Origin of the sequence: Sorangium sp. So ce448 (genome assembly GCF_051520915.1) — a bacterium.
GTDB lineage: Bacteria > Myxococcota_A > Polyangia > Polyangiales > Polyangiaceae > Sorangium > Sorangium cellulosum_B.
Genome location: NZ_CP150343.1, coordinates 12228141 through 12253854, shown reverse-complemented (window position 1 = coordinate 12253854; position 25714 = coordinate 12228141). Strand labels below are relative to the sequence as shown.

General features: G+C 70.9%; 19 protein-coding genes. 9 read left to right on the top strand and 10 right to left on the bottom strand.

The window, feature by feature from the left end; all coding sequences use genetic code 11:
• Positions 1-102: 102 nt before the first annotated feature.
• Positions 103-2826 carry a kelch repeat-containing protein gene (locus WMF45_RS46060; RefSeq protein ID WP_437713160.1) on the bottom strand — a complete coding sequence of 908 codons (2724 nt, stop codon included), beginning with the start codon at positions 2824-2826 and terminating at the stop codon, positions 103-105.
• 805 nt (positions 2827-3631) lie between these two features.
• On the opposite strand from WMF45_RS46060, the gene WMF45_RS46055 reads away from it, so the two are divergent.
• The gene (locus WMF45_RS46055; protein ID WP_437713159.1) at positions 3632-3847 is read left to right on the top strand and encodes a hypothetical protein; all 216 of its coding nucleotides are present in this window, start codon (positions 3632-3634) and stop codon (positions 3845-3847) included.
• 1338 nt (positions 3848-5185) lie between these two features.
• Here the strand turns inward: WMF45_RS46055 and WMF45_RS46050 are convergent.
• A complete protein-coding gene (locus tag WMF45_RS46050) occupies positions 5186-5359 on the bottom strand; it encodes a hypothetical protein (RefSeq protein ID WP_437713158.1) in 174 nt (57 codons plus the stop codon).
• Between the two features lie 252 nt (positions 5360-5611).
• Positions 5612-5959 carry a hypothetical protein gene (locus WMF45_RS46045; protein WP_437713157.1) on the bottom strand — a complete coding sequence of 116 codons (348 nt, stop codon included), beginning with the start codon at positions 5957-5959 and terminating at the stop codon, positions 5612-5614.
• Between the two features lie 513 nt (positions 5960-6472).
• Between WMF45_RS46045 and WMF45_RS46040 the strand changes: the two genes are divergently transcribed.
• Genes WMF45_RS46040 through WMF45_RS46030 form a run of 3 tightly spaced genes read left to right on the top strand, consistent with a single transcriptional unit; the run spans position 6473 to position 10660 of the window.
• Positions 6473-6970 (top strand): DUF2505 domain-containing protein, encoded by a 498-nt coding sequence (locus WMF45_RS46040; RefSeq protein WP_437713156.1) that lies wholly within the window; start codon positions 6473-6475, stop codon positions 6968-6970.
• The gene (sppA, locus tag WMF45_RS46035) at positions 6967-9657 is read left to right on the top strand and encodes a signal peptide peptidase SppA (RefSeq protein ID WP_437713155.1); all 2691 of its coding nucleotides are present in this window, start codon (positions 6967-6969) and stop codon (positions 9655-9657) included. The genes WMF45_RS46040 and sppA overlap by 4 nt, the downstream gene beginning before the upstream one ends.
• A 4-nt stretch (positions 9658-9661) precedes the next feature.
• Positions 9662-10660: an ABC transporter ATP-binding protein gene (locus WMF45_RS46030; RefSeq protein ID WP_437713154.1), complete on the top strand. Its 999-nt coding sequence runs from the start codon at positions 9662-9664 to the stop codon at positions 10658-10660.
• Positions 10661-10928: 268 nt separating this feature from the next.
• On the opposite strand, the gene WMF45_RS46025 is transcribed toward WMF45_RS46030, so the two are convergent.
• From WMF45_RS46025 to WMF45_RS46015, 3 genes are all read right to left on the bottom strand, one after another.
• A complete protein-coding gene (locus WMF45_RS46025; protein ID WP_437713153.1) occupies positions 10929-11723 on the bottom strand; it encodes a hypothetical protein in 795 nt (264 codons plus the stop codon).
• A 323-nt stretch (positions 11724-12046) separates the two neighbouring features.
• The gene (locus WMF45_RS46020; RefSeq protein WP_437719651.1) at positions 12047-12640 is read right to left on the bottom strand and encodes an RNA polymerase sigma factor; all 594 of its coding nucleotides are present in this window, start codon (positions 12638-12640) and stop codon (positions 12047-12049) included.
• Between the two features lie 254 nt (positions 12641-12894).
• Positions 12895-13290 (bottom strand): hypothetical protein, encoded by a 396-nt coding sequence (locus WMF45_RS46015; RefSeq protein ID WP_437713152.1) that lies wholly within the window; start codon positions 13288-13290, stop codon positions 12895-12897.
• A gap of 136 nt (positions 13291-13426) precedes the next feature.
• Here WMF45_RS46015 and WMF45_RS46010 point away from each other — a divergent pair, with 136 nt between their 5' ends.
• From WMF45_RS46010 to WMF45_RS45990, 5 genes are all read left to right on the top strand, one after another.
• Complete coding sequence (locus WMF45_RS46010; protein ID WP_437713151.1) at positions 13427-14485, top strand: hypothetical protein; 1059 nt, start codon at positions 13427-13429, stop codon at positions 14483-14485.
• Between the two features lie 66 nt (positions 14486-14551).
• Positions 14552-15277 (top strand): Crp/Fnr family transcriptional regulator, encoded by a 726-nt coding sequence (locus tag WMF45_RS46005; protein WP_437713150.1) that lies wholly within the window; start codon positions 14552-14554, stop codon positions 15275-15277.
• Between the two features lie 97 nt (positions 15278-15374).
• A complete protein-coding gene (locus WMF45_RS46000) occupies positions 15375-16103 on the top strand; it encodes a Crp/Fnr family transcriptional regulator (protein ID WP_437713149.1) in 729 nt (242 codons plus the stop codon).
• Positions 16104-16380: 277 nt separating this feature from the next.
• Positions 16381-17262, top strand: a complete 882-nt coding sequence (locus WMF45_RS45995) for a hypothetical protein (RefSeq protein ID WP_437713148.1) — start codon at positions 16381-16383, stop codon at positions 17260-17262.
• A 185-nt stretch (positions 17263-17447) separates the two neighbouring features.
• Complete coding sequence (locus WMF45_RS45990) at positions 17448-18428, top strand: hypothetical protein (RefSeq protein ID WP_437713147.1); 981 nt, start codon at positions 17448-17450, stop codon at positions 18426-18428.
• A gap of 1305 nt (positions 18429-19733) precedes the next feature.
• Here WMF45_RS45990 and WMF45_RS45985 read toward each other — a convergent pair.
• From WMF45_RS45985 to WMF45_RS45970, 4 genes are read right to left on the bottom strand one after another with little or no spacing between them, the layout of a single operon-like run.
• Positions 19734-20804 carry a hypothetical protein gene (locus WMF45_RS45985; RefSeq protein WP_437713146.1) on the bottom strand — a complete coding sequence of 357 codons (1071 nt, stop codon included), beginning with the start codon at positions 20802-20804 and terminating at the stop codon, positions 19734-19736.
• 30 nt (positions 20805-20834) lie between these two features.
• Positions 20835-21893 carry a hypothetical protein gene (locus WMF45_RS45980; protein ID WP_437713145.1) on the bottom strand — a complete coding sequence of 353 codons (1059 nt, stop codon included), beginning with the start codon at positions 21891-21893 and terminating at the stop codon, positions 20835-20837.
• Positions 21890-24100: a hypothetical protein gene (locus WMF45_RS45975; RefSeq protein ID WP_437713144.1), complete on the bottom strand. Its 2211-nt coding sequence runs from the start codon at positions 24098-24100 to the stop codon at positions 21890-21892. Before WMF45_RS45975 ends, WMF45_RS45980 begins: the two co-directional genes overlap by 4 nt.
• Positions 24097-25551, bottom strand: coding sequence for a hypothetical protein (locus WMF45_RS45970; protein ID WP_437713143.1), 1455 nt, complete (start codon positions 25549-25551; stop codon positions 24097-24099). The genes WMF45_RS45975 and WMF45_RS45970 overlap by 4 nt, the downstream gene beginning before the upstream one ends.
• Positions 25552-25714 lie beyond the last annotated feature (163 nt).

Sequence of the window (25714 nt, the reverse complement as noted above, 5' to 3'; positions counted from 1 at the left end):
GGATGGCTTGAACCTCGATGACATCGAGCTGTTCTGAGCCAAAGCGCCCGGCGGGCGATCATGCCGGGCGCACGAGCGGAGCGAGCCCCTCGTGGAGAGCTTCTATGCGGCATTGCGAGGGGATTGCGCTCGGCGGGTCCGCCGGCGGCGCGCGCTCAGGAGCAGCGCGAGCCCGGCGGCGGCAGGCTGCCAGTCGGAGCCCGAGCCGGCCGCGCTGCAGCCGCTGCTGGAGGGCGGGGGCGTGGCGGGACTCACGTCGCTCGCGCCGGCGCTCCCCGCGCTCGTGACAGCTCCGCCGTTGCCGGTTCCGGCGCCCCCCTCGCCAGCATCAGCGCCTCCTGCGCCAGCGTCGGCGCCACCATTGCCGGCGCCAGCGCCTCCTGCGCCGGAGCCGCCATTGCCGGTGTCTCCAGCGCCGGCGCCTCCCTCGCCACCGCCGGCGCCGCCGTTGCCAGCGCCTCCTGCTCCAGCGCCACCACCTCCAGCGCCAGCGCCTCCTGCTCCAGCACCAGCGCCGCCATTGCCGGCGCCAACGCCTCCCTCGCCACCGCCGGCGCCTCCCTCGCCAGCGCCTCCTGCTCCAGCGTTAGCGCCGCCATAGCCGGCGCCAGCGCCTCCCTCGCCACCGCCGGCGCCTCCCTCGCCAGCGCCTCCTGCACCAGCGTTAGCGCCGCCATTGCTGGCGCCAGCGCCTCCCTCGCCACCGCCGGCACCGCCCTCGCCACCGCCGGCGCCGCCCTCACCACCGCCGGCACCCCCCTCTCCAGCGCCGCACTCCGCGCTGCTCGATGGAGCTCCGGCGCACACTCCAGCGTTGCAGGAATCGCCGAGCGTGCACGCGTCGCCGTCGTCACACGGGACGCCGTGGGCAGGCGTGCACACCCCGTCCACCTTGCCCCCCGCCGCGATGGAGCAGGCGCTGCACTCACCATCGCTGCACGCCGACGCGCAGCACACGCCGTCCACGCAGATGCCGCTCGCGCATCGCGTGGCGGTCGAGCAGGGCGCGCCGTTCGTCGAAGGGTCGCTGGCAACCACGACGGCGCTGTCTGTGCTGACGCCCTCGCGCGGCGACCAGAGCCCCCTGTACCCACCTGCCACGAGGACTCCGCCGTCATCGAGCGACGTGGCAGAGTGATAGCCTCGCCCAGTCGGGATCTTGCCGCCCGGCGACCACGCGTCCGTGACCGGATCGTAGAGCTGGACTCGATCGTAGGTGTCGTGGGCGTGCAAAAGATAGAGCAAACTGCAGCTGGTCCCTCCCCAGGGGTACGCGTAGAAGATCTCCTCGATGCCTCCGCTGATCATGACCTGGCCGTCGGGGAGCCGCGCGGCCGCCTCGCCGAGCACGCCGAGCCCGGCCACGTAGCTCCCGTCATCCCAGGAGCCCGTCGCGGGCGTGTCGCCCCACTTGCCCGGCGCCGCGGTCCACGCATCCGCAGCAGGATCGTAGACCTCGGCGGCGCCTGCCAGGCCCGTGACGAGCACGCGTCCGTCGAGCAGCAGCGTCGCCGTCAGCCAGCGAATGCGGTCGAGCGGCGCCGCAGCCGACCAGGTCGCCGTCAGCGGGTCGAAGATCTCGACGGCGCCCGCGGCCGGCCCGGACGTGCCGCCCGTGACGAGCACGCGTCCATCGAGCAGCCGGGTGGCCTGGTGATCGGCGCGGACACCCTGCATGGGGGGTCCTGGGGCCCACGTGTCGGTCGCCGGGTCGTAGATCTCGGTGCTCTCCGTCGCCGTGGACCCGGCCCGTCCTCCGGCGAGGAGGACCCGCCCGTCGTCGAGCAGCGTGGCCGTGTGGCTCGCCCGCGACATCGACGGCGACGAGGCCGGAAGCCATGCATCGAGCGCGGGAGCGTAGATCTCGACGCCCGGGCCCCCCGCCTCTCCGCCGATGACCAGCACCCTCCCGTCCGCGAGGCGTGTCGCGGTGTGACCGCCGCGCACAGCAGCCATCGGCGCGGCCGCCAGGAACGCGCCCGTCGCGGGATCGAAGATCTCCGCGCTGCCAAGCGGCGTCGTCGGGTACTTCGGATCGCAAAAGATCCCCTCGTCCAAGCCCAGGAACCCCCCCGCGATGAGGACCCTGCCGTCGTCCAGCGAGGTCGCCGTGTGCTCGGCGCGCGCCGTGATCATCCTCCCGGTCGCCACCCACAGCGGGTCCACGAGCACGGCCTCCTCCGGCGGGGCGTCGACCCAGAGCGAGAGCGTCGAGCCCTCGGCGTCGAGGCGCGTCGAGACCCTCCGGCCCCCGTGCGCGAAGGCCGACGGCGCCGTCACGGCGAGGCGCGCGACGCCGGCCTCGTCGGCGAGCTCGATCGCCGCGCCGCGCCGCCGCAGCGTCGCGCCCTGAACGGACCACGCGGCGACCGGCGCGTCCGCCCGGAAGGTGCCCGGCCGGAGGAGGAGCCACTCTTCGTATCCCCCGTGCGCCGCCGTCCAGAAGGAATACCCACCTTCGTGCGCATAGGCGACGGCATCTCCGCCGGCGATCTCCTGAGTCCCCACGAGCCGTCCGGCGCCGAGCCCCCTGCGCTCGCGGACGCGCACGTGAAAGCCGTCCGGCAGCTCGATCCGGATCTCATCGCTCCCGTGCTCGGGCAGGTGGACGACGAGCCCCAGCGACGACGACCCGCTGCCCCGCGCGGCCTCGCCGCGCGCCGCCGTCACGGAATAGCCGCGCTCGCCGCGCGCCAGGGCGCCGCCGGCGGCGAGCACCAGCCCGGCCTGCTCCGGGAAGAGGGCGCGCAGCTCGGCCTCGGCGGGGTCGAGTTCATCCTGCACGTCGCTCGCGCAGCCGGCGGAAAACACGGCGGCGAACGCCATGAGGCAGAGTCGGAGCGCGGTCGAGGGCCCCGCGCCGCGGCGGCGAGCCGGCGTGACGCACGGCCGCCGCAGCGCGCGCGCCGAGGGCTCGCGGGAACGGGGCGAGCGCCGCGCACCGCCAGGTGACGTGCCGCCGGTGGGAGATGCAGACGATCGCACGGCGGGCGTGGAGTCATCGAAGCGATGCATACGGCTGCTTCGATGCGCCCGCTCGGCCGGCATTCACGGCGGGCACGGGCTCAACGTCACGGCACGCTCCACGCGCGCGCCGACCACGCGCTCGATCGCGGCGCGGCCCCCGCGCGCGCTCGGCCGCTGCATGCCGTGCGGAGGCCGGCCCGCAGGTCGGTGTTGGTCACGATCGCGCTGAGGCCGAGTCCTGGCGCCAAGCTGCGCCTGGTTGCCGACGCAAGGTATGTGGAATTCGCGGCCACCTGTGGCCAGCGTGCCCCCCGTGTCAACATCCGCTCGATTACAATCGTTCACAGCGCGCCCCCTCTCCTCTCGTCGCTGGCCGTCTCTCCGTCGACTTCGTGCAAGCGCACCGCCCTGGCGCGCCTCGCGCGCGGCGAGTGCGTCTGTCGAGGCCAACGCCGCGAGCCGCTGCGCCAAGCTCAAGATGCTGGTGAAGATCGCGGAGGCGCTCCGTTGGATTCTCCACCGACCGTCGCCCCTACAACGTCCTCATTCGCTGGGACGTGCCCAGTGCGGCGCAGAGGGCAGCGTGACCGCACCATGGGAGGGCGCGATCAGCGCGGCCAGGGCAGGGCTGCGGAACCAGGCGGTCCCGTGCTATTGGTCGTGGATGAACGAGGAAAACGCGAAGAAGGTCGAGGAAGTGCGGAAGCAGCTGCTCGCGGTGGCGGACATGAGCCTCCAGAAGATCACTCCGTCCCTCACGCATAATGTCGCCATGGGCCATCTCCAGGTGGCCGTGCTGGCATTCCACACGGCTACCGGGGCTGCTCCCAGCCGCGCCAGCACGAAGACGCCCGGCGATCCCGAGCCCGGCCCGGGTTGACGACGACGCTGGCTGGCCAGCCGGCGGTGGAACCCGCGGACATGTCGCCGGTCCTCTAGCACCGAACGCTCCCACAGTTCTTCGCGCTGCCAGCTTGCTGCCCTCGGCCCCCCCGTCATCGCACCTGATCCGCCATCGATGATGGTGTTCTCCGGTGGGTCGAGCACCCCGCCATCAAAGAGCTGGATCGACAGGCGCGCCATCGGCATCAACGACGGTGCTCAGTAACAGTCCCTTCGACCAGCGCGGACGCGATGCGCACGCGCGTCTCGATAGGAAGCACGTTCGGCACGGCCCCTTGCCTCTCTCCAAACGGGGGCGCCTGCTGCACATGCGACGTGCGCAGGACGGCCCTACCGCTCAGCGTTCCGCAGCCTCCTTCCGGGTACCAGCCGGAGGGAGGCGCCTTGCTCAGGACCCAAATAGCATCACAGGCCTATGTTTCCCGGCTTTTCTGCGAAGCTGGGACATGGCATGTCATAGCCGACTTGCGCAATTGTAGCCTATTCGTCGGCTCTTTCACTCAGTCGCGCGCGGCACGTCAGGAAGGTACCTTGCTCACGAAGATGGCCAGTCGCTCGGCGAGCGTCCGCACCATGTCGTCGGTGACGAGCTTGGGGGACGTACGCCACGCTGCTGATGGCGTATCCGATGCACCATTCGTTCTCTGGATCACGCTTGCTTGATTCGGACAACACACGCCCCGCGCATATGAATCAGCACCGCGCACTACTGCCGTCGTCGAGGCGGAAGGCCGTGACCGGAAACTCATGATTGGCGTTCACAAGGTCGCAAGTGCTCCCAGGTGAGTACGTCACACCGCTTGCCCCGTTGGCGTTCGCGTGAGCCAAAACTGCGTCGGCGATGCGCCGAACCACATCCGCGACCAACAAGTAGTCTCTCGCGTCGACCTCGGATCGCCTGTCGAACCCCTTCATCACACGCACTTGCTCTTCTACATCCAGCATGCGTATCTCCGCCACATGGTGCCACAGCGGCGCACGTCGTCACTCCGCACTCGGCCGAATGCCGAGCCACGGCGGTGTACACGCCCGCGATCTGGCCATGCCCGCGCCATGCCGGCGCGAGGGCGCAGCTGTGCCATCAACGAGCGATGGCATCGCGAACGCGGAGCGCGCTCGGGCTCCCAGCTTCAGGAATCCGGACGCGCCACCTTCGTGGAAGATGAGTCGCCGCGGACGACGGCCAAGACCTAACCTTGACGAAAGACCGAATGGTTGCGCGTACATACGCGCGAATATGCTCCTCAAGTTGCGTGCCTTGCGGCAAGATGATCGCAGTCGGCGCGGGGTGGGAGGCGGGAGAGCGGAGGAGAGGTCAGGTTCGAGGAACGACGCCGCGTAACGCGCGGCGCATCTGCTCGGCGGCGCGGAGAATCGCCGGACTCGGCAAAGGCACGGCCTGGCGCGCGACCACGCCGGCCATCTTGGACCACGCCGAGTCCTGCAAACGCAGCCCGAGGGCGCTCCGCTCCATCTCGTGCTTCGCCATCACTTCTTCAAGAGAAATAGCCATACTTCCTCCTCTGGGCACACGCGCCCATGAGCGCCACAGCCGGCACACAGAGCCCGGCGCCGCGCGTCTGACAAGGTCATCACTGCCTCGAGTTCGAGGGTCAACGCAACCGGAAAAAGTCAACTGGTAGAAATTGATCCACGCGAGCGCGAGGCGATTTCCAGCTACCTCCGCCCGCGCTCCAGCATCATCCGGGCGTCAGGCTCGGCCTCGTCGCCGCGCCAGCGGTCAGGAGGACGGGTTCAGCTGCACGATCCAGCGGAGCATGTTGGGCGGCCGGTTCCAGTGCTGGGTGTCCGGGTGCGACCACTCGTGGTCGAGCTTCGCGGTTCCGGTGCGGCGGGTGGCCAGCGCGGCGTGACGCCCTGCCTGCTCGAACCGGGGCACGTACTGCTCCCACTCGTCGTCGAGCACGTCGTGCTCCGGCACGTCCACGTAGAACACGCTGCTGACGTCAGGAAGGCGCTCGGCGCGTCCCTCATCGAGGTCGCGAAGGCCGGATGCGTAGCCCTTGCTGAATGCCGCCTCGAAGGCAGTCTTCGCGTTCTTATACCTGGGTTCCTCGAAGTCCTGCATCTCGTTCCTCTGTGGCGGCATCGTAGCGAACTCCCGCCACCGGTGCGCCTCGCAGAAAGCCTGCACGGCGCGCCGGCGCAGGTCCGCGGCCTCGCTCTTCGCGACGAGGTACCGATGGTGGCACGCTGTCCCCGCGTGTCCGGACGGCGGAGACACCGGGTTTCGCGCCTTCCGGCGGAGTGGTCGCAGTTGGATCGGGGTGGTCGCGGTTCAGGCAAACGCGCCCATCCCGATCGCTCCCGCGCCCGATCCTCTCGCTCCCGCGCCCATCCCGCTCGCTCCCGCGCCCATCCCGATCGCTCCCGCGTCCGATCCTCTCACTCCCGCGCCCGATCCTCTCGCTCCCGCACCCATCCCGATCGCTCCCGCGCCCGTCCCGATCGCTCCCGCGCCCGATCCTCTCGCCAGGCGGCTCGCAGCCGCCATCGCGCCGGGCGCCCCACACCGCTGTGCCCTCATCGCCCCGTTCCGACCTGCCCGCGACCGGCCTCCGCCGCGTGATAGAAGGGCCGCGTGCACTTCACCATCTCGCACGAGCTCGACGCGCCCCTCGACGCGGTGGAGCTCGCCGTGCTCTCGCCGGACCTCGGGCCTCGGCTCGCCACGCGGGTCGCCTCGCTCGAGAGCGTCGTGGCCGTCGAGCACGCGCTCCGCGACGGGGAGCTGCTCCGCGTCCTGCGCTTCCAGGCGAGCGCGCCGCTGCCGATCTTCCGGAGCTACCCCGTGGCGAAGGACGCTATGTCCTGGGAGGAGCGCTCGACGTACCGCCTCTCGGACCACGCCTCCACGTGGCAGGTCAGTCCGAAGGAGCAGTGGCGCAGCTACTTCCGCTCGGCGGGGACGTACCGACTCGAGCGCCTGCCCCAGGGCCGCACCCGCCGCCGGGTCGATGGCGACATCCAGATCCGGCTGAACCTGCTCGGCCCGCTCGTCGAGCGCCTCGCCCTCGCCGAGGTCCAGCGGACGTACGACGCGGAAGCAGATACGCTCAGGGAGCTCATCCGCGCATGAACAACCTACCCCGCCCCCAAAGCCCCGCCCGCTCCCCGCGCCCCGCCCGGCTGGGGCGGCTCGCCAGCATCACGCACCCCGCCAGCGCCGCTCGCCCGGCCAGTGTCGCCGCCGCGCTGCTCGGCCTGTGCGCGGGCCTCTGCGCGCTCGCCGGCGCGACCGCCGCGCGCGCCGCGCCGGCCGACGGCCCCTCGCAGCCGCTCCCCGATCCCGGCAAGCCCGTCGCCAGCAGCGACGACACCTCGGCCATCGCGGTGAACCCGGCGAACCTCTCCTTCCTCCCGGGCAACGAGCTCCGGTGGACATGGGTCCACACGGGCTCCGCCTCGCCGCTGCCCGCGCGTGGCCACTCGATCGCGCTCGGCGTGCCGCTCTGGTACGTGTCGACCGGCCTGCGGTTCGACTTCCTCGACCCGCCCGACGCCGCGCCGGCGCCGTTCGACAGCCCGTCGCGCTGGGTCCGCTGGGGGCTCGCCCTCGACACAGGCCCCACCTTCGCCTTCGGCACGACGCTCGGCTGGGGCAGCTCCGACGCGCCGGCGCTCGACGGGTACTTCTCGCTCACGAGCGGCGTCACGCTCCGGCCCTCCACGTGGCTCTCGCTCTCGGCCGTCGCGCGCGACTGGAACCGCCCCGAGAACCGCCTCCGCGAGGCCATCGAGCGCAGCTACGACTTCGGCGTCGCCGTGCGGCCCGCGGGCGGCAGGCGCGCGCTCGAGATCGGGCTCGAGACCTCCTACGTCGAGAACAGCGACCCCGACGAGAGCGGCACCTGGACGCCCCGGGCGACCCTCGGCCTGCGCGTGCCCTACGTGGGCACGCTCCGGGGCGACGTGGCGCTGCGCGACCTCACGGCCGACGGCGGCCCGAAGATCGCCGCCATGGCCGGCCTCGACGTCAACGTCGACGAGCTGCAGGTCTCCGCCGGCGGCGTCTTCGGCAACGCCATCACGAAGAGCGGCACCGGCTTCTACGCCGGCGTCGCGCTCCGCAGCTTCTCCGAGCGGGGCGTCCAGCTGCCCGCGCGCGTCGTCCGCGTCCGCCTCGACTCGACCCCGGGCGTCCGCAGGCACACGCGGCTCCTCCAGCAGCTCTGGCGCCTCGCCGAGGACCCGGAGGTCTCCGGCGTCGCGCTCGTGCTCCGCGCGGAGCCCGCCAGCTCGCTCGCCCACGCCGAGGAGGTCTCCGACGCGATCCGCAACCTGAGGAGCCACGGCAAGAAGGTCCTCTGCCACCTCGAGGACGCCGGCGGGCGCTCGCTCCACGTGTGCTCGAGCGCCGACGTCATCGCCATGAACCCCGCGGGCGGGCTGCGCTTCGCCGGCATGTCGTCGAGCTACTTCTACTTCGGCGGCCTCCTGAAGAAGCTCGGCGTGCAGGCCGACATCGTCCGCATCGGCTCGCACAAGCTCGCCGCCGAGCAGTTCGCGCGCGAGACGAGCACCCAGGTCGGCAAGGACGATCACCAGGCGCTGCTCGATCAGCTGAGCGGCGCCTTCCTCGCCGAGGTGAGCGCCGGGCGCCGCATCCCCGTCGAGGAGCTCAAGCGGCGGATCGCGCGCGGGCCGTTCCTCGCGCAGGAGGCGCGGCAGAGCGGCCTCGTCGACCGGCTCGCCTACGACGACGAGCTCGGCCGCGTCATCGACGAGGTGATGGGGCGCGCCTCCCGCGTCGTCGACGACGACCCGGGCGACGAGGCGCCCGAGCGCTGGGGCCGCTCGCCCAAGGTCGCGCTCGTCTACCTCGACGGCGACATGATCGACGGCGAGAGCCGGTCGATCCCGTTCGTCGGCGTCAAGCTCGCGGGCTCGTACACCGTCGCGGGCGCGCTGCGCCGTGCGCGGGAAGACCGCAGCGTCCGCGCCGTCGTGTTCCGGATCGAGACCGGCGGCGGCTCGACGCTCGCGGCGGACGTCATCCTGCGCGAGGCGATCCTCACCGCGCGCGTGAAGCCGCTCATCGTCTCGATGGGCTCGTCGGCCGCGAGCGGCGGCTATTATGCGTCCGTCGCCGGCGCCCCGATCTTCGCGAGCCGCTCGTCCATCACCGGATCCATCGGCGTCTTCTACGGGAAGGCCGACGTCACGGGGCTCCTGCAGAAGCTCGGCGTGAGCATCGAGACGTTCCGCTCGTCGCCCCGCGCCGACGCCGAGTCGCTCTACAGGCCGTACACCGACGACGAGCGCGAGCAGCTCGGCGTCAAGGTGAAGCAGTTCTACGATCGGTTCGTCGCCCGCATCGTCGAGAACCGCCACATGAAGGCCGAGGAGGTCGACGCGCTCGGGCGCGGGCAGGTGTGGACCGGCGCCCAGGCCCTCGATCGCCGGCTCATCGATCGCCTCGGCGGGCTCCGGCAGGCGATCGATGAGGCGCGCCGGCTGGGCCAGCTGCCCGACGACGCGCCCATCCAGTCGCTCCCCGAGGAGGACACGTCGCTCCTCGGCTACGCCCTCAGCCTGGTCGGCTTCTCCGCGCAGGCCCAGGGCGAGCTGGCGAGGGCGACCATCCCGCCCGTGATGCTCGACGCCGCGCGCGCCCTCTCGCCGTTCCTCGTGTTCGGCGCGGACAGGCCGCTCGCGCGCAGCGAGTTCGCCGGGGAGATCTCGTTCGGCGCCCCCGCCACGGCCCGCGAGGACGAGCCCGGAGGATCCGCGCCGCCCGCGTCGCCTGCGTCGAAGGAACGCTGAGCCCATGGAGCAGCTCGAGCCCGCGTCGCCCAGGACCGCCGAGCCCGCGGAGCAGGCCGGGCCCGCCGCGCCGCCGCTGCTCCACGCCCGCGCGGCGCGCATCGCGGTGGACGACGTCGTCGCCATCGACGCGCTCACCGCGGCGACGCGCGGCGAGCGCGTGCTCTGCGCCGGCGACGCGGGCGCGCTCTTCGCGGCGCTCACGGGCGTCCCGTTCTCGTCCCTCCGGAGGCCGGCGCAGGCCGGCGCGGCGGACGACGCGAGCGGCGGGGCGCCCGGGGAGGCGCGCGTCGTCGCCGGGCGCCTCGAGGTCGCGGGCCGCGACGTCGCGCGCACCGCGCACCGCGCGGCGAGCGGGGCGGCGCCGCTCGATCCGCCGCTGCCGCTCGCGTGGACCGCGGACGCCTACGTCGGCTGGGGCGCGCGCCTCGCGGGGGCCTCGCCGCGCGCGGCGGCCGAGATGGTGGCCCCCGCCCTGGCCCGGGTCGGCCTCGCGGCCTCGCGGAAGCGCGCGCTGAGCGCGCTCGCGCTGCCCGAGCGCCGCGCGCTCGTCCTCGCCCAGGCGATCGTGACCGCGCCCGCCGTGCTGATCGCCGAGGATCCGCTCGTCGGCCTCGACGGCGCCGCGGCCGCCTTCGTCCTGGCCGCGCTCGCGGGCGCCACCGAGGGCCGCGGCGCGCTGCTCACGGCGGCGCGGCTCGACGTCGAGGGCCCGCGGGGCGCCCTGGTCCGCGGCGCCACCGACGTCCTCGTGCTCGCGGGCGGCGAGCTCGCCTTCTCGGGCACGTTCGCGGAGATCGCCGCCGGGAGCCGCCTCTACGCCCTCACCGTCCGCACCAACGCGGAGCTCCTCCGCGGGGAGCTCGCCGCCCGGGGGATCGCGCTGCGGGGCGGGCCGGTGCGCTTCGCCGCCGCGCTGCCCGAGGGCGCGACCACCCGCGACGTCGTCCTCGCCGCGACGCGCTGCCGCGCCGCGATCGTCGAGCTCACCCCCCTCTTCTGACCCGGGTTTCCCGCGGGCGACGATCCCAGGGCGACACGACGTAGCAGCTGCTCCGCCGGCGGCGATCCCGGGGCGAGACGTCGCTGGAGCCGTCAGAAAGGCGAGGTCCGGCGGCGCCGGAGCCGCCGAACGCTCCGGAAGGGATGCGCCCGCGGCGACGGCCGAGGGGAACGGTTCGGAACGCGGCTCGCCGCGGGATCATCGGGTTTGCCGGCGGTGGCAGCGCGACTCTGGGAGCGTGGGGGCCGCTCTCCGGCTCGGACGGCGGTCAGCCGCCTTCGAGCGGCAGAGGAGATTCGGGCGAGGCGGGCTCCTCGGGAGGCAGCGCGTCGTCCTCCTCGGCCGCGGTCCGGCCGGGCCTGCGGCCAGATGGGCGCACCTTCGCGGCGAGATCGTCGAGGCCGCCGAACGTGAAGCTCGCCGCGAGCAGCGCGGCGCCCTGGCCGAAGCTCTTGTCGCTCTTGCGCATGGCATTCTGCTTCGCGCGCAGCGTCGCCTCCTTCTCGCGCTCCTCGGTCGCGACCTTCGCGAGCGCCTTCTTCAGCGCCGGCAGCTCGGCCGCGATCTCGTCGGCGAGCGCGGCGCGATCGAGCTTCATCGACGCGCGTCTCGGCTTCGGTAGCTTGATCTCCGCGTCCCGCAGGGCGCTCACGACTCCTTCGCCGGTCGTGACGAGCACGGAAGGGTCCTCGGGCACGGCCCCGTCCATCCGCAGCTTGCGCAGGCCCGCCAGCCCGAACGCCGCATCGACGGCGGCGCGCCCGTCGACGAGCACCGAGCGCAACCGGGCGGCCGCCTCGTCGCGCGCCTCGCGGGGCGCGGCGTCGTCGGCGAGCTCGCGCTCGTGCGCGTCGTCGGCCACCACGAGCGCGGCCGTATCCACAGCGAGCCGGCGCGCGACGAGGCGCACGAGCAACGCCACGTCGGGCATCTTCTCGCCGGACCTCAGGCAGGGCGCGAGCTCGGCCGCGATCCCCTTCGCGATCTCGTCGGCATGTGTCTCGGCCGACGCGGCCACGGCGCGGCTGGACTTGTCCCTGTCGGTCACCAATTTCGATGCCATGCATCCCTCCTTCTCGGGGCGCGCGACCAGAACGGCCGCAACCTGGCCCAACAGGCTCGTCGATCCGCGAGTGCATCGCAAGAGCCGGCCCGTTCGCCGCGGGCCGGCAGCGCCGCGCTCGGCGCGGAGCGTCACAAGCCCTGGGCCGGGGCTGTGCCATCGGCTGCGGCGCGTTGCTCGGCCTGAGCACGACAGGGGCCGGCCGTCGGGCGTTCTTCGAACCGGCGCGACCAAACCACGCGACCGCATCGCGGCGATCGTGGCCACGATCTTGCCACGCGGCACGTGGCAGTTTGCAGCCCCATGGGGCCACCCTGCGGCGTTCACCCCTTACCCCGGGGCCGTCGCGCTCGGGGATTCGGGGGTTGGGGAATGGGCGTTCGATTCGCCGTCGCCTCGGCCATCCGCCAGCGGTGTCCGAGCTCATCGCAGGCGCGGGCCAGGCGCTTGTACGCGGTCGAGACCGGGAGGGAGAGCTGCGTTGCGATCTCCTTCATCGGCATCCCAGCCAGGTACCGCGTGAGCACCTCGCGCAGGTCGGGCGAGATCTGGTGCATGAGGGCGTGCGCGTGCTGGCGTTGCGACAGGTCCTCGACGAGCTCAAGGGCCGTCGGGCTCTCATCGGGCCTCTCGGGATCTGGCTCGACGCCTGGCCGCTCCCAGGGGCGGCCCTTGACTCTCTCGTGATAGTGCAACGCCGTGAAGACCGCGATTCGGTTCTGCCATCGCTCGACCGGTCCGATGTTCGCGTCGTACTTGCTCCATGACTTGAGCAGCTGCTCTAGGACGTCTTGCGCTACGTCGTGCACTTCTGATGACGGAACACCTAGGCGTACAAGCCATCGCGCCAGGCGCTGGAGGGCGCGCTCCGAAAGAAGCGCGTCAATTCCAGGATAGCGCTCATCTCTCGCTGCCATGCCCAATGGTGTCACAAATGCGACAGTCATTTAAGGGCCGCGCGCCAATTTTCATCAGATAGGGGATCGCGCGCCATTGCGGTGCATGGCGAAGTCGCGCAGGGCGTGTGCGGGAATAAGACCGGGGCGCTCACGTGCGCACGCACGTCCAGCGTGGCGAGGCTGACGGCGCACACAAGCACGCAGGCCGCTGCTCAAATGCGCTCACGTGGCGGCAAGAGCCGGAGCCCGGGCGCACGTCTGTTCTGCCGGCGTCACCACGCCGGCCTCGGGGGCCCTCGGCAGGACGGCCGGCCGGAGCCAGATGGCCCGCGATCGATCGCCTCACCGCCACACCCGCCGTCGAGAGCCCACCCGGCGAGCCGCTCGATCTGCTCAGGCCGAAGGAAGGGCAGGAGATCGAGCGCCCACACCGCGCGAAGGCGCGCCGCACCAGCTCCGAGGAGCCTGGGGAGCACCCCGAGCAGGAGCGCCGTCGCGACCCACGCTGAGAGCGCCGACCGGCCATCCCGGGCCAGGCGTTCCCCCGCGTCGGTTGCTTCCCTCGCTGCGTCCACGCGCCGCGCGTCGCCGCGCCCGTGGTGCACGTCGGGGAGCAGGCGGCCCAGACCTTGCAGCACCTCTCGATTCCCCATTTTCGGTCTCCCCATGGTGTCGCAAATGTGACACCATATCCCGACGGTGTCCAGCTCGCTCGGCTGCGTCCCCGACCGCCCCCTTGGAGGGACGACGCCGACGCGCGGTGCGTCCAAGGCTGGCTGGGCCGCGCTTTGTTCGGAGGTGCCTATGACATGGACACAGATACATGAGACGTTCCGTGCCAACGCCGGTGTGCTCGCTCTCGGTTTGCTTGTCTCTGTGCTCGCAATCGCCGGTCTCGTGGGGGAGCTCGCCCTGGCGAACCGAAAGCTCGGCAGAGCCAGAGGCCAGCGGGATGCCGCCGTCGAGCGCGAGCGCGCGGCGAAAGAAGCGGTAGGGGCGATTCAGAATTGGGACGTCGATGAGATGCAGCGCCTCGTTCAGTTGTTCGTGGCGACCGCCGATGCCATGGTCGCCGAGATCGACGAGTTTCGCGGTCGATCCGTGCCGTCTCCGGCGGAAGCCTTTCGGCTGATCTGCCGCGGGGAAGACGATTGGCAGACCAGATTTGCTTATGCATGTGGCCTCTCCCCCGGTGCCGCCACGGCCGTCATTCACGGGCGTCGCGCCATCAACGAACGGATGGCGCGGCACCTCGCAAACTTCACGGGCGTCCCTGTCAACGCGTGGCTCACCCTCTCCCGCATCCATGGCGCGTATCGCCTGATCTCGGAGACGACTATGGTTCGCACGCACGACGCCCTCACGGCGGCGATCTCGCGTCGTCGTGTCGCGTTCGCCGAGTTGGCCGAGCTCCCCGGCGTCCCCGCTCCCGTCGACAGCGCCGAGCCGCCGACGCCCACCCCAGTCGAGCCGCCAGCGACGCCCCCCGTGCCGACGGTGCCCCCATGCGAGCCGCCTGCCCCGCCGATCGCGCCGCCGCCCACGGTCCCGGCACCGCCGCCGCAGCCGAAAGGACCGCCGCCGGGCCGCTACGTTCACGTACCAGGGCCGAGCCCGAGCCCGCGCCCGTTGCGTCGTCCCGCCCCTGCGCCTGAGGTGAAGGTGGTCGCGGCGCCTCCCGCTCGTCCAGCCCCGCCCGCTGGCGAGCCGCGCAGGCAGTGGAGGCCGGCCGATGATCGTGAGGCCACCGCGCGCGCCGCCGCGTTGACCGAGCTTCCTGTGCTGAGCGAGCCGGGCGAGGAAGACGAGCCCACCTCACAGTTTCGGCCGGATCGCACCCTGCCCGGTGCGGGTCTGTCGTAGTGTCGTAAAAGCGACACTGCACCCCCGCTCTTCCGCGCACGGGGCGCGCTCGCATACCATGCGCCCGTGCCCCCGCTCCCCGACGAGATCCTCCGCCACCGCGTCGAGCAGCTGGCGCGCTCGCCGGTGCTCCAGCGTGCGAGCGCGGACACGTTGACCCAGATCGCCAGCACCACCACGACCGCGCAGGCCGAGGGGCCCGATCCGCTCTACTCCGAGGGGAATCCCGCGCTGCACGCGCTGCTGCTCGTCCGAGGGGCCGTCCGGCTCGACGCCACCATCCGGGGGCGCACCGTGCCTACCGGGTGGTATCGCGAGGGGGAGATCATCGCCGAGGAAGCCGCGTATGTGCCCATGTACCGCGCGACGGCTGTCCCGCTCAGCCCGACGTCGATCGTCCAGCTACCGGCCGGCGCCCTGCGCGCGGCGCTCGCGTCCGATGCGGCGCTCGCGATCGCGTGGGGGCACCTGGAGCACGAGCGCTTGGTCGAGACTCAGTTAAGGCTGGGTGCGCTCGCCGCGAAGACGCATGTTCGTCTCGCGGGCTTCCTGCTGGACTACGCGCGCCGGTTCGGCAGCAAGGAGCTCGAGACGACCAAGCTCTTGCTGGTCGATCGGCCGACCGCCTCGCAGATCGCCGCGTATCTCGGGGTCGTGAGGCAAACGGTGCAGAAGGACTATGACAAGCTGGAGGAGCTCGGCGGAATCCTGCGCGTGAGCGGTGGCCTGTACCTTCATCCCGAGGTGCTCGAGCGCATCGCCGACCAGGAAGGCCCGCCCTCGAGCAGGTGAATCGAGTCACTGACCCTCGCCCGGTGTCGATCGGAGGCACAACGACAGTCGAGAACGGGCCTTCCACGCACAGGTCGCGCTCGTGTACGGTGCGCGCGTGCCTCCGCCCCCCGATGACCCCCTGCGCGACCGCGTGGATCTGCTCGCCCGCTCGCCGGTCCTCAAGCGTGCGAGCCCCGACACGCTGATCCAGATCGCGAGCGCCGGAAGCACAGCGCAGGCCGAGGGGCCCGACCCGATCTACACCGAGGGGAGCCCCGCGGCGTGCGCGCTGCTCCTCGTCCGCGGCACCGTCCGGCTCGACGCCACGATCGCCGAGCGCACGGTGCCGATCGGGTGGTACCGCGCCAGAGAGATCATCGGCGACGAAGCCGTGTATGAGGTCACGTATCGCACGACGGCAATCGCGCTCAGCCCGGTCACGTTCGTGCAACTGCCGGCTCGTGCCCTTCGAGCCGCGCTCGCCTCGGATGCCGAGCTCAACTTCGCTTGGGGGAACGAGCAGTACCGGCGCATGGTCGAGACCCAGCTCCGGCTCGGCTCGCTCGGGGCGACGACGCACGTACGGCTCGCCGCGTTCTTGCTCCATCACGCTCGCCGATTCGGCACCAAGCGGGGCGCCGCGAACAACATCTTCCTCGAGGAGAAGCCGACCGCCTCGCAGATCGCCGCGTACCTCGGCGTGGTCCGGCAGACGGTCCAGAAGGACCTCGACAAGCTCGAGGCGCTCGGCGCGATCGAGCGCGTGAGCGGCGGCGGCCTGCACCTCTTCCCGGAGGTGCTCGCGCGCATCGCCAGCAACGAGGGGCCGCCGTCGAGCAGGTAGCGCCGGAATGATGTGGCGTGGACGGGTTCTGTTCGGGCGCGTGGTTGGATGTCATGGGGAGTTGATAAGGATGGCTCTCCCGTAGGACCTGGGCGCTACGCCGTCCTCTCTGCAATCCAGCTTGCCATTCCATTTGGCGCGGCAAAATTTCCTCGAAATCGAACGATCGGTCCCGAAGTACGAATGAAGGATCGGGGACCGCCGGCAAAGCCACGGGGGATGGGTACTCCCATCGCCCCCGTGGTTTTTCTCGTCTTCTTGCGGTAGCCTCGCTAACATGCGTTCCCTCGGTGTGTGTGTGGCCGTCCTCCTCGCGTCAGGCGACGTGTGCGCGGCCCCCCCGCGAGCGCCGACCACGCGCGATCGGACGATCGCAGCCGCCAACCGAGCCGTCGAGGAGCGGCGCCTAGGCGACGCTCTCGTGCTCTGGCGTGGGCTCTGGGATGCCGAGCGCAGCCCTGACGCCGCCTGCAACGTCGGGCAGTTGGCGTCGCGCACGGGGGAGCTCACCACGGCCCGTGAGTTCCTGCAGATTTGCGTACGTCTCGACCTCCGCGAGGCGCACCGGATCGAGCTCGGCCGTGTAGAGGCACAGCTCGGCCGGCTGAGCATCCGTGCACCCACCGACGTGGTGGTGCGCATCGACGGGCGGGAGCTCGAGCCCGGCGTGCGCGAGGTGTGGGTCGAGCAGGGCTCCCACATCGCAGAGATCGAGCGTGCCGGGCGGGAGGCGTCTGCTCGCGTGCTGGTGCCCGCGGGCGAGCGCCGGCAGGTGACGCTTGAGCTGCCCCCGGAGCGGCCCACCCCCCCTGTGCGTCGGCCCCCTCCGCCACCCGAGCCCGGTCCCACGTGGCCGATCTACGCCGGCCTGGCCGGCGCCGGCCTGGCTGCCGTGGCCGGCGGGACCCTGCTCGCCCTCGGCGAGGAGAGGTCCGACACCACCACCCGGCGCGCGTACCAGCTGTACCCCGGGCAAGGCTGCCCCAAGTCGTCACTGCCAGGGTGTGACGAAGTGCGCGCGGCCTCACAGGCGGCTGGCACGCTCCGCACCGCCGCGCTCGGCGCGTTCATCGGGGCCGCGGCTCTCGGCGCTGGCACCGGTGTCTACTGGTATCTCCGGCCCGATGGCGCATCCGTAGCCGTGGCACGCCGATGGTGATTCAGGGCTACGAACTAGGCGACCGGATCGACGCGCCTCCGCCGCTGCAAGGCTGGCGGTGCACCAAGGAGGGCACACCGTGGTGCATGTACGCGGCGCCCCGAGGTGACCTCGACTTTTCACGACGACTCGAATCTCTACGGCGGGTCAAGCTCCCTTGGTCACCGGCCATCGTCGACGGGGGCATGAGCGCCGACGGATGGGCGTTCGTCGTCACCGAGCCAGCAGGGACGCCCATCGTGCTCGCCGGCGGCTGGCAGGGCATCGCAGAGATGCTCGGTCACGCCTTGAACACCGCGGGGGCGCTGTCATCCGCTCACGAAATGGGCGTGTATCACGGGGATCTGACGCTGGAGTCCCTGAGCCTCGACGCGCGGGGAGAAGTCCGCATCGCGCGGCTCGGATTCCTGGCGTTGTTTGGTATCGAGCTCCGTGCGACACATCGACCTCAGGCGCCGGAAGTGCCGAAGCGCGGCTATCCGACCGGCCCGCAGGCCGACGTGTACAGCCTGGCGGCGATCATCGATCGTGTCGTGCAGGATCGCCTGCCCGCGGGCGGCGTCGTGCCAGCGCCGCTCGCGGAGCTCATCGCGAAGGGAACCGCGGAGCACCACGAGAAGCGTTACGGCGACATGCTCGAGCTCTTCGATCGTTTGCGCGACGCATCGACCGAGGTGCTCGCGGCCCTGCACGTGGTGCCCTGCGATCGCGATACGGTCCCGATCGAGGTGGACGATGGCCCGAAGACGCCCCGCGGTCGAGAGCGCCGGGAGACGCTCCCGGCATCGGTCGAGATCCGAGCGGTGCGGGCAGGGGCGGTGCAGCCGCCGCCCGTGCACGAGCTCGCCGCGCCGCCGCCCCCTCGTGGGACGACGGGGCCCCTCGCCGTCGTGGCGCTCGGCCTCGCGGCGGTGGCGCTCGGGACTGCTGCGAGCCTGACCGTGCTGCTCCGCCCGTCGCCCGTCGTGGTGCAGGTACCAGCGCTGGCCGCTGCGCCGCCGCCGTCCGTCACGGCGCCACCCGCGCCGGCGGAACCGGCGCCGGTCGCCACCTCGACACCCCCGGCGTCGTCACCCGCGCCGCCCCCCCGGCGCGGAACGCACGAACAGCTTTGCGAGTCCGAAGAATGGTATTCGTGCACGATGCGTCGTCCAGCCAGGAGGTGATATGTTCTTACGCGCATTTGTATCCGCCGCTGTGACGGCGGCATGGTTTGCCATACCACTGGCGTGCGATGGGCCGTATACCTACGGAGACTGTGAGGTTACCGACGACTGCTACAAAGGGGCGCAGACCATTCCCGGCACGTTCTGCCATAATGATTTATGCAGGTGCCAGGACCTGACCCATGTAATTTGCTGCGACTACCGCGAGGCCGACGATCCGAAGTGCAAGCTGGCGTGCCGCCCATGTTATCAGTGCGCCGAGGGAACCGAGGAATGCGCGGGGAGGGAGTATGAGTGCCGCGAAGACGCCGACTGCCCAGCGAAGGAGCGTACTTGCGAACAACTGGCTTCTTGCGATCGCGGCAAGTGCATGTATATACCCAGGCAGTTCGGAGACGCGAAATCGCAAAAGGATGGCGACTGCGCTCGGCGGACATGCAGCCACGGAACTGTCGAGGTCATTGTGGATTATCTCGATAACCACGACGACGGCAACGACTGCACGATCGACCGCTGCGAAGACGACGGACCAGTGCACGCTGTTCGGCCTGACGGGGCGCGATGCATTGATGGCTTTTGCCTCGCCGGTCGATGCGTGCAGTGCATCGAACTAGCGAACTGTTCACTTAGCGCAAACAAGGTGTGCGACGATAACAGGTGCGTGCCCGACCACTGCATCGACAACCGTCTTGGTGCCGATGAGACGGATACCGATTGCGGCGGCCCCTGCGCGCCCTGCGACAACGGCCTGGAATGCGAGGGCGACGCTGACTGCGGCTCCGGCGCCTGCAAGTCCGGGCGCTGCACCGCCTCGACTCACAGCGACGGGCGCGCGAACGGCACGGAGACGGGCGTCGATTGCGGCGGCCCCGATGCGCGCACATGCCCCGAGGGAGAGCGCTGCGCGCTACCTACTGACTGCACGAGCGGCGTCTGCCTCGTCAACGTCTGCCGCGCCCCGACATGCTTGGATGGCACGCGCAACGGCGGGGAAGAGGGCGTCGATTGCGGCGGCCCCTGCGCCACTGAATGCGACTAGCCGGCGTAAGCGAGCTCGCTCGTGATCTCCTCGCGGCGTGAGCGCCCCCGCCCTCATTGGTATTCTGTAAGTCCTCCTCCGCCCACACACAAGCCGATGTCTTCTGCATGCGGCGTCAACCAGCGGAAAATGAAACAAATTCCTGAGCTTGTCAGCCGATGGAACCAATGCTCAGGCGCTCCGCGCGCTCAGGGAGGGGGGGGCGCCGCCTGGTGCCTGCAGCCAGGATGCGAAGTCCGGGGAAGGGAGAACGTGCGCAACCTGCGTCAGGACATCAGGCCGAGCCTGAAGAGCGCATCGGCCCAGAGCGGCCAGAGCGTGCGGTACGGGTGGGTCGCCAGCACCACGCCGCCGCTCGGCAGGCGGCGGACGTGGAACCGGGCGTGGTCGACAAGGAACTCGAAGTGGTCGAGGGTGATCTCGACCTGCGAGAGGGGCGAGCCGTTGCCTGTCTCCGTGTCCCGCTCGTCGTGTCCCCTGAACGGGAGCGTCCGCTCGTAGATCTCGCGCGCGCGCGGCTCTGCGGCGCGCCACGCGCCATCGGGCTTCTCCGCCGCCGCTTCGAGCGCCTCGAGCAGGGCGGAGGGCGGAATTGCCAGCGCCTTGAGGACGGCTTCACGGGAGAGCGAGATCGAATGCGCGCTGGCATGTCTCAACGCGACGCACGCGCCAGGCGGCGCGGCTTCCACGCGCGCGCGGAGCGCTTCCACCGGCAGGCCCGCGGTGCGCGACACCCTCTCCTTGTCGTGGAGGCAGACCCACGAGAGGGCGAGATCGCGCGCGATGTCGCGGGCGTCCGCGTTGTACGTGGCGCACATGGCAATCGGGGCGAGCCAGGTCCGCGCCGTCGTGCAGCCGCCGGTCGGGACGCGCCCGCTCGCGTCCGGCGCGCAGAGGCGGAGGAGGACGTCGTCGATGTCCTCCAGCGCCATGTGCCACGCGAGCACGGCCTCGGCCTGCACGGAGCGCGGGCCCCTCCCCAGGGCGAGGTCCATGTGCATGGGGGAAAAGTCCTCGATCTGGCGGGCGTGCATGTGGATGGGGCCCATCGGCTTGAGACGCTCGCTCCTGTCGGTGAAGCAGCGAAGGATGCAATGGACGAAGTGTTCCTGGCTCAACGACGCGACGAAGTACGTTTCAGCATCGGTGCGCCCGAAGTGCGCGCGGAGCAGCGCGACCACCTCGTCCACGGAGATCGTGTTGCACTCCGTGTCGCGATCCATGATCGCGCGGATACTGTACTGTGGCTCCTTGATGAGGGCCGACAGCGCCGCGCCGAACGCATCGACCCTCTGTGCCTCGTCACACCAGGCGAAGAAAAACGGCCCTTCTCTCATCGCTCGATCATCCTCATGGGGTAGCCTGCGTCAGGACATCAGGCCGAGCACGAAGAGCGCGTCGGCCCAGAGCGGCCAGAGCGTGCGGTAGGGGTGCGTGGCCAGCAGCACGCCGCCGCTCGGGAGCCGCCGGACGTGGAAGGGGGCGTGCTCTTCGAGGAAGCGGGTGTGCTCGCGCGTCGCGACTTTTACCCAGAAGGCGGGTGGGACCTCCCCCGCGGCTTCGTCCTCGAGCAGGCGGCGTAGCTCCAAGAGCTCGCGCGCCCGGGGCTCGGCCGCGCGCCATGCATCGTCGGGCACCGCCGCGGCCTCGAGCGCTTCGAACAGCGTGGCCGGCGGCGTTGCGAGCGCCTTGAGCACGGTCTCGCGCGAGAGCGAGCCCGTGAGCTCGCTCGTGCCTTTCATGGGCACGCGCACGCCGCGCGGCGCGGCTTCCACCCGCGCGCGGAGCGCCTCCAGCGACGTGCCCGCGATGCGCGAGACGCTTTCCTTGTCGTGTAGGCTCACCCACGACAGGGCGAGGTCTCGCGCGAGCTCCGCGGCGTTCGCGTTGTAGGTCGCGCACATCTCGACCGGGGCGCTCCAGTTGTGTTTGTCCGTGCAGGCACCGGTCGGCACGCGCCCGCTCGCGTCCGGCGCACAGAGGCGGAGCAGGAGGTCCCCGACGGCCCCCTGAACCAGATGGCAGGCGACCGCGGCCTCGGCCTCCACGGAGCGGGGGCCTTTGCCCACGGGGATCTCGTAGGGGTAAAAATCCCACTTGCGTTCGCCCGCAGTCAAGCAGAGCGGGCCCCAAGGACAGAGACGTTCGCTTTCGTCGGTGTAGCACTTAAGGCCGAACACCATGCCGCCCTCGGAATCGCTCAGGCTCACGCCGGACAGGAGGTGAGCGTTGTTCGTTCCTCCGAAGTGGGCGCGGATCATCGCAAGCACTTCGTCCACGGAGCGCGTCTCGCACCCTTCCTCGGAGCTCATCATCAGGCTGATGCGAGCTCCCGGGATGACGAGGGCCGACAGTGCCGCGGCGAACGCGTCGAGCCGTTCTGCCTCGTCACACCATGCATAGAACCAAGGTTCTGATGCGGTCATAGCCGGATCACCATGATGAATTTGTCGGAGCCTTCCAGGGTCGCTGGCTTGCCCGTCATCAAGTTGAACAGGTAACCGTCCCGAACGGTAAAATTCTTATCATCGAACTTCGCCCCCTGCTCCATGATGAGCTCGACCCGAGCCACGTCGCCATCCAGCCCCTTCGCCTTCAGCGCCTTCATCGCGTTCGAGAGCTGGGTGCGCACCTTCCCGACCTCGATCTCTACGCCGCCCTTTGCCTCGCTCACGATCAGCTGGTGCCCGCTGGATATCGACACAAAGTCGGGCGCCATCGCCTCGCTGCCACCAGGACTTGATTTTCTCGGAATGCCGAGCACCGTCCGCACACCGTCGTCGCCGACCCCAATGAGCGATCTTCCGTCGTCCACCAGAAACTTGGCCGCCTTCTTCTCGAAGATGTCCACCTCGAACCTGGTGATCGCCCCGGTGAGCCCCTTGTACCCCCGGACGCGGTTCGTTTTCACGATCTTGGCGAACGCGTCCTCGATCTCAGCGATCTCCCCGGCCACCCGGATCGCGGCCGGCCGCAGCCCGCTGCTGGTCTTGACCGCGCGCCACATCGGCCCGACTGCCCCGAGCCCGAACCCCACCCCCGAGAAGATCCGCTCCTCGGTGCTGAGCTCCTCCCCCGACGGCAAGCACCACGCCTTCCCGGTGACCGCCTCGCACAAATCGAGCGCCGGCCCGACCACCGGTACGAACCCGACCCCGATGCGCGTCGTCGCGTGGACGAGCGTCTGCATCACCTCCGCGTACGCCTCGACCCCCTCGGCGACCGTCGATATCGCTCCCGCGAACGCGCTGATCGTCTGATAGAGCTGCGTCTGCTCCAGGTCGAGCCCGTCCCCCGTCCACTGGTTCAGGCTGTCCTTCATCTGGTCCGCGAGCGCGTCGAACCGCGGCTTCAGCACCGTGTCCACCTGCGCCCGCAGGTCCGCCGGCACCGGCGAGTCCTCGAACCAATCCGACGCATCCATGAACTGCCGCACGAACCCGGTGATCCGGTTCTGCGCCTTCAGGAACGCGTTCGTCTCCGCGAGCGACACCCCCATCCGGTCGCGCAGCGCGATCTCCAGCGCCGCGCTGTTCGCCCGCCACGCTCGCACGTTCGCCACGAAGTCCGCCCGCGCGACGACCACCCCGCCGCTCACGTCCTTCTCCAGCGCCGCGATCACGCCGTCCGCGTACGCCGCGTACGGGTCCCTCCCCTCGTCGAACGCTCCCTCCACCTCCGCGATGTCCGGCACCTCGACCCACGGCACCTCGCTCTCCCCGAGCGCGTACGCCCACGGATCGTCCGGGTTCCACCCCTCGGCGCGCGCGTCCTGCGTCGCGAGGTCCGCCACCTCGTCCGCCTGCGCTCCGAACTCGTCGATCAACCGCGCGAGTTCGTCCTCCAGGTCGCTGACGCTCTTCTTCAGGTCGTCGACGAGTTGCTCCATCGCCGCCCGCGTCGCCGGGTCGACCACGTCCTCGTACCGGTCCAGGATCGCGTCGAGGTCGGTCCGCGAGATCTCGTCCAGCGGCCGGTTCACCAGGTCGTGCAGCTCCAGATCGAGCTGCCGCAAGAGGTCCATCCTCGCCCGTAGATCGGCGACCTTGGCGGCGTCGCGGAGGATCGCCTCCATCAGCTTGCCGATCGCGACCTCCAGCTCCGCGATGTCGCGGGCCAGCGCCGGGTTGATCTCCGCGAGGCCGAGGTCGGCCACGGTGCTGCCCGTGAAGGCGACCCCATCGCGCCACACGTCGAAGAGAGGCTTGCTCAGCCCGAGCGGCGCCGACACGAGGTACACGACCTCGTGCGCTTGAACGCACGAGTTGTCCCCGGTCTCGACGGAGACACCGAGCTGGAAATCATTGGCTCCGATGCGGAGCAGCACCGAGTCGAACCCCGCTTCCGCCCTGCTGCTCGTCGAGCCGTCGGCGTGGGTCACCAGCGTACCAGGAACGTCGTAGGTCGGTAGCGGCACGTCGTTCACATCGAAGAACGCGACCCCGTTGTTCTTCCCGAGCCCGGCGGTTTCACAGCTCGCGCTGAGCTGTGTGCGCTCCCAGCTCAGGCTGTACGGCGTACCGGCCCACGCGAACGACGGCGCCAGCACCGCCAGCGCCGTGACCAGCGCGACGAGCCTCTGGAACACCGCGGCGCTCCGGCCGCGCAGCGCAACGTCCTTGGAGCCTCTCATGGCCCCTCCGCGCCGCGCACGGCGGCGTCATACGCGATCGCTGCGCCCTTCACGTCGCCCGCGTCGAGCCTCGCCTGAGCCGCGTCGAGCTCCGCCGCGGCCATCCCCTTCTCCCGCAGCGCCGCGAGGCCCGCCGCGATCTGTTGCGGCAAGCCCGTCCTGAGCTCGGCCTCCGCGGCGTCGAACCGCCCTCGGAACGCCGCGCATCCCGCCTCTCGCCACGAGGACGACGCCGCCTCGCAGAGCGGCCGCATCTGCACCAGCGCCAGGAGCTCCCCGCACCGCTCGGCCAAGAGCGGCAGCCCGAGCTTCTCGCTCATCGGCGGCGCCGCCGACAGCGCCGCCGCCCGCGCGCGCGCTCCCTCGCTGAACGCCTCCGAGGCCTTGCGGCTCCGCGACCGCGCGCTCGCCTCGCGCGCCCCCTCGTCCGCCTCCAGCGCGACGAGCGCCTGCCGGCGCAGCGCGATGCCGCCGAGCAGCGCCGTCGCCGTCGCGTCGCTCCGAGCGACCCGCCGCTGCACATACCCGAGCATCGCATTCAGCGAGCGCAGCGCCCCCGACGTCATGTCCGGCACCACCGCGCCGTGCGTCGCAAGGACGTCCTTGTGCGGCGCGATCGCCTCGTCGAACGAGACCGCGAGCGCCTGGAGCTCCGCCGACAGCGTCATCACCTCCGCGGCGAGCTCGCTCGGCGCGCGGCTTGCCTCGCGCGCCGCCGCGAGCACCGCCTGCTCCACGCCGTCGAGCTCGTCGATCGCCGATCGCGACGCCTGCGCCGAGAGCGCCGCGTACGCCGCCGTCTCCGCCGCCTCGGTCGCCCGGTACGCGGCGAAGCGCGCCGCCGCGCCCGCGTACCTGGATTGCACCGGCGCGACCTCGTCCCTGACTCGATCCAAGATCGCCTGCACGGCAGCCATCGCCTGCTTGTCGGCTGCGATCGCGGCGATGAGCGGCTCCCGCTCGGCGCTCGCCTTGCCGGTCATCGCCTCCTTGAAGTTGTCGGCTGCGCGGATCGGCTCTGCCTGGAGGGCCTCCTCCTGGCTATCCCTGATCAGCCACAGCAGCCCGCGGAGCTCGCCGTGCAGGGTCGCCTGAAGCGACTCGGCGTGCTTCTGCTCGTCGCGCACGTAGGACACGACCCGATCGACGGTGTCGAACCAGGCCCTGAGCTCCGCCTCGCTCGCGATCAGCTCGTCGGGCATCACCCTGCCCGACCACCGCGCCCACATGAATATCGGCAGCTCGCCGTCCGCCTCGGCCTTGTTCCACGCGCTGGCCGGGCCTTCGCTCGCGTCAACGCAGTGCTCGACGACGCCGGTATTCGGTATCGCGCAGATCCTCCCGCTCAGGGGTTCGTCCTCGCGATCCCACAGGCACCCGGGCACGGTCGCACCAAGCACCAGGGCGGCAAGAGCCGCCGCAACGATCGTCGCCAATCGTACCGTTCTCATCTCATTGCCTCCACCCCGCGATTTTTCTCGCCCGGGCACGCTCGCCCGCACGCCCTCCAGAAGCAAGCGTCCCCACGAAAGCGGTAGGACATTGCTCAACCGAGGTGCACGCCCTCGAGCGCCATGTCGTCCGTCGGCAACGCACGAAGCGTCGCCGGACGGG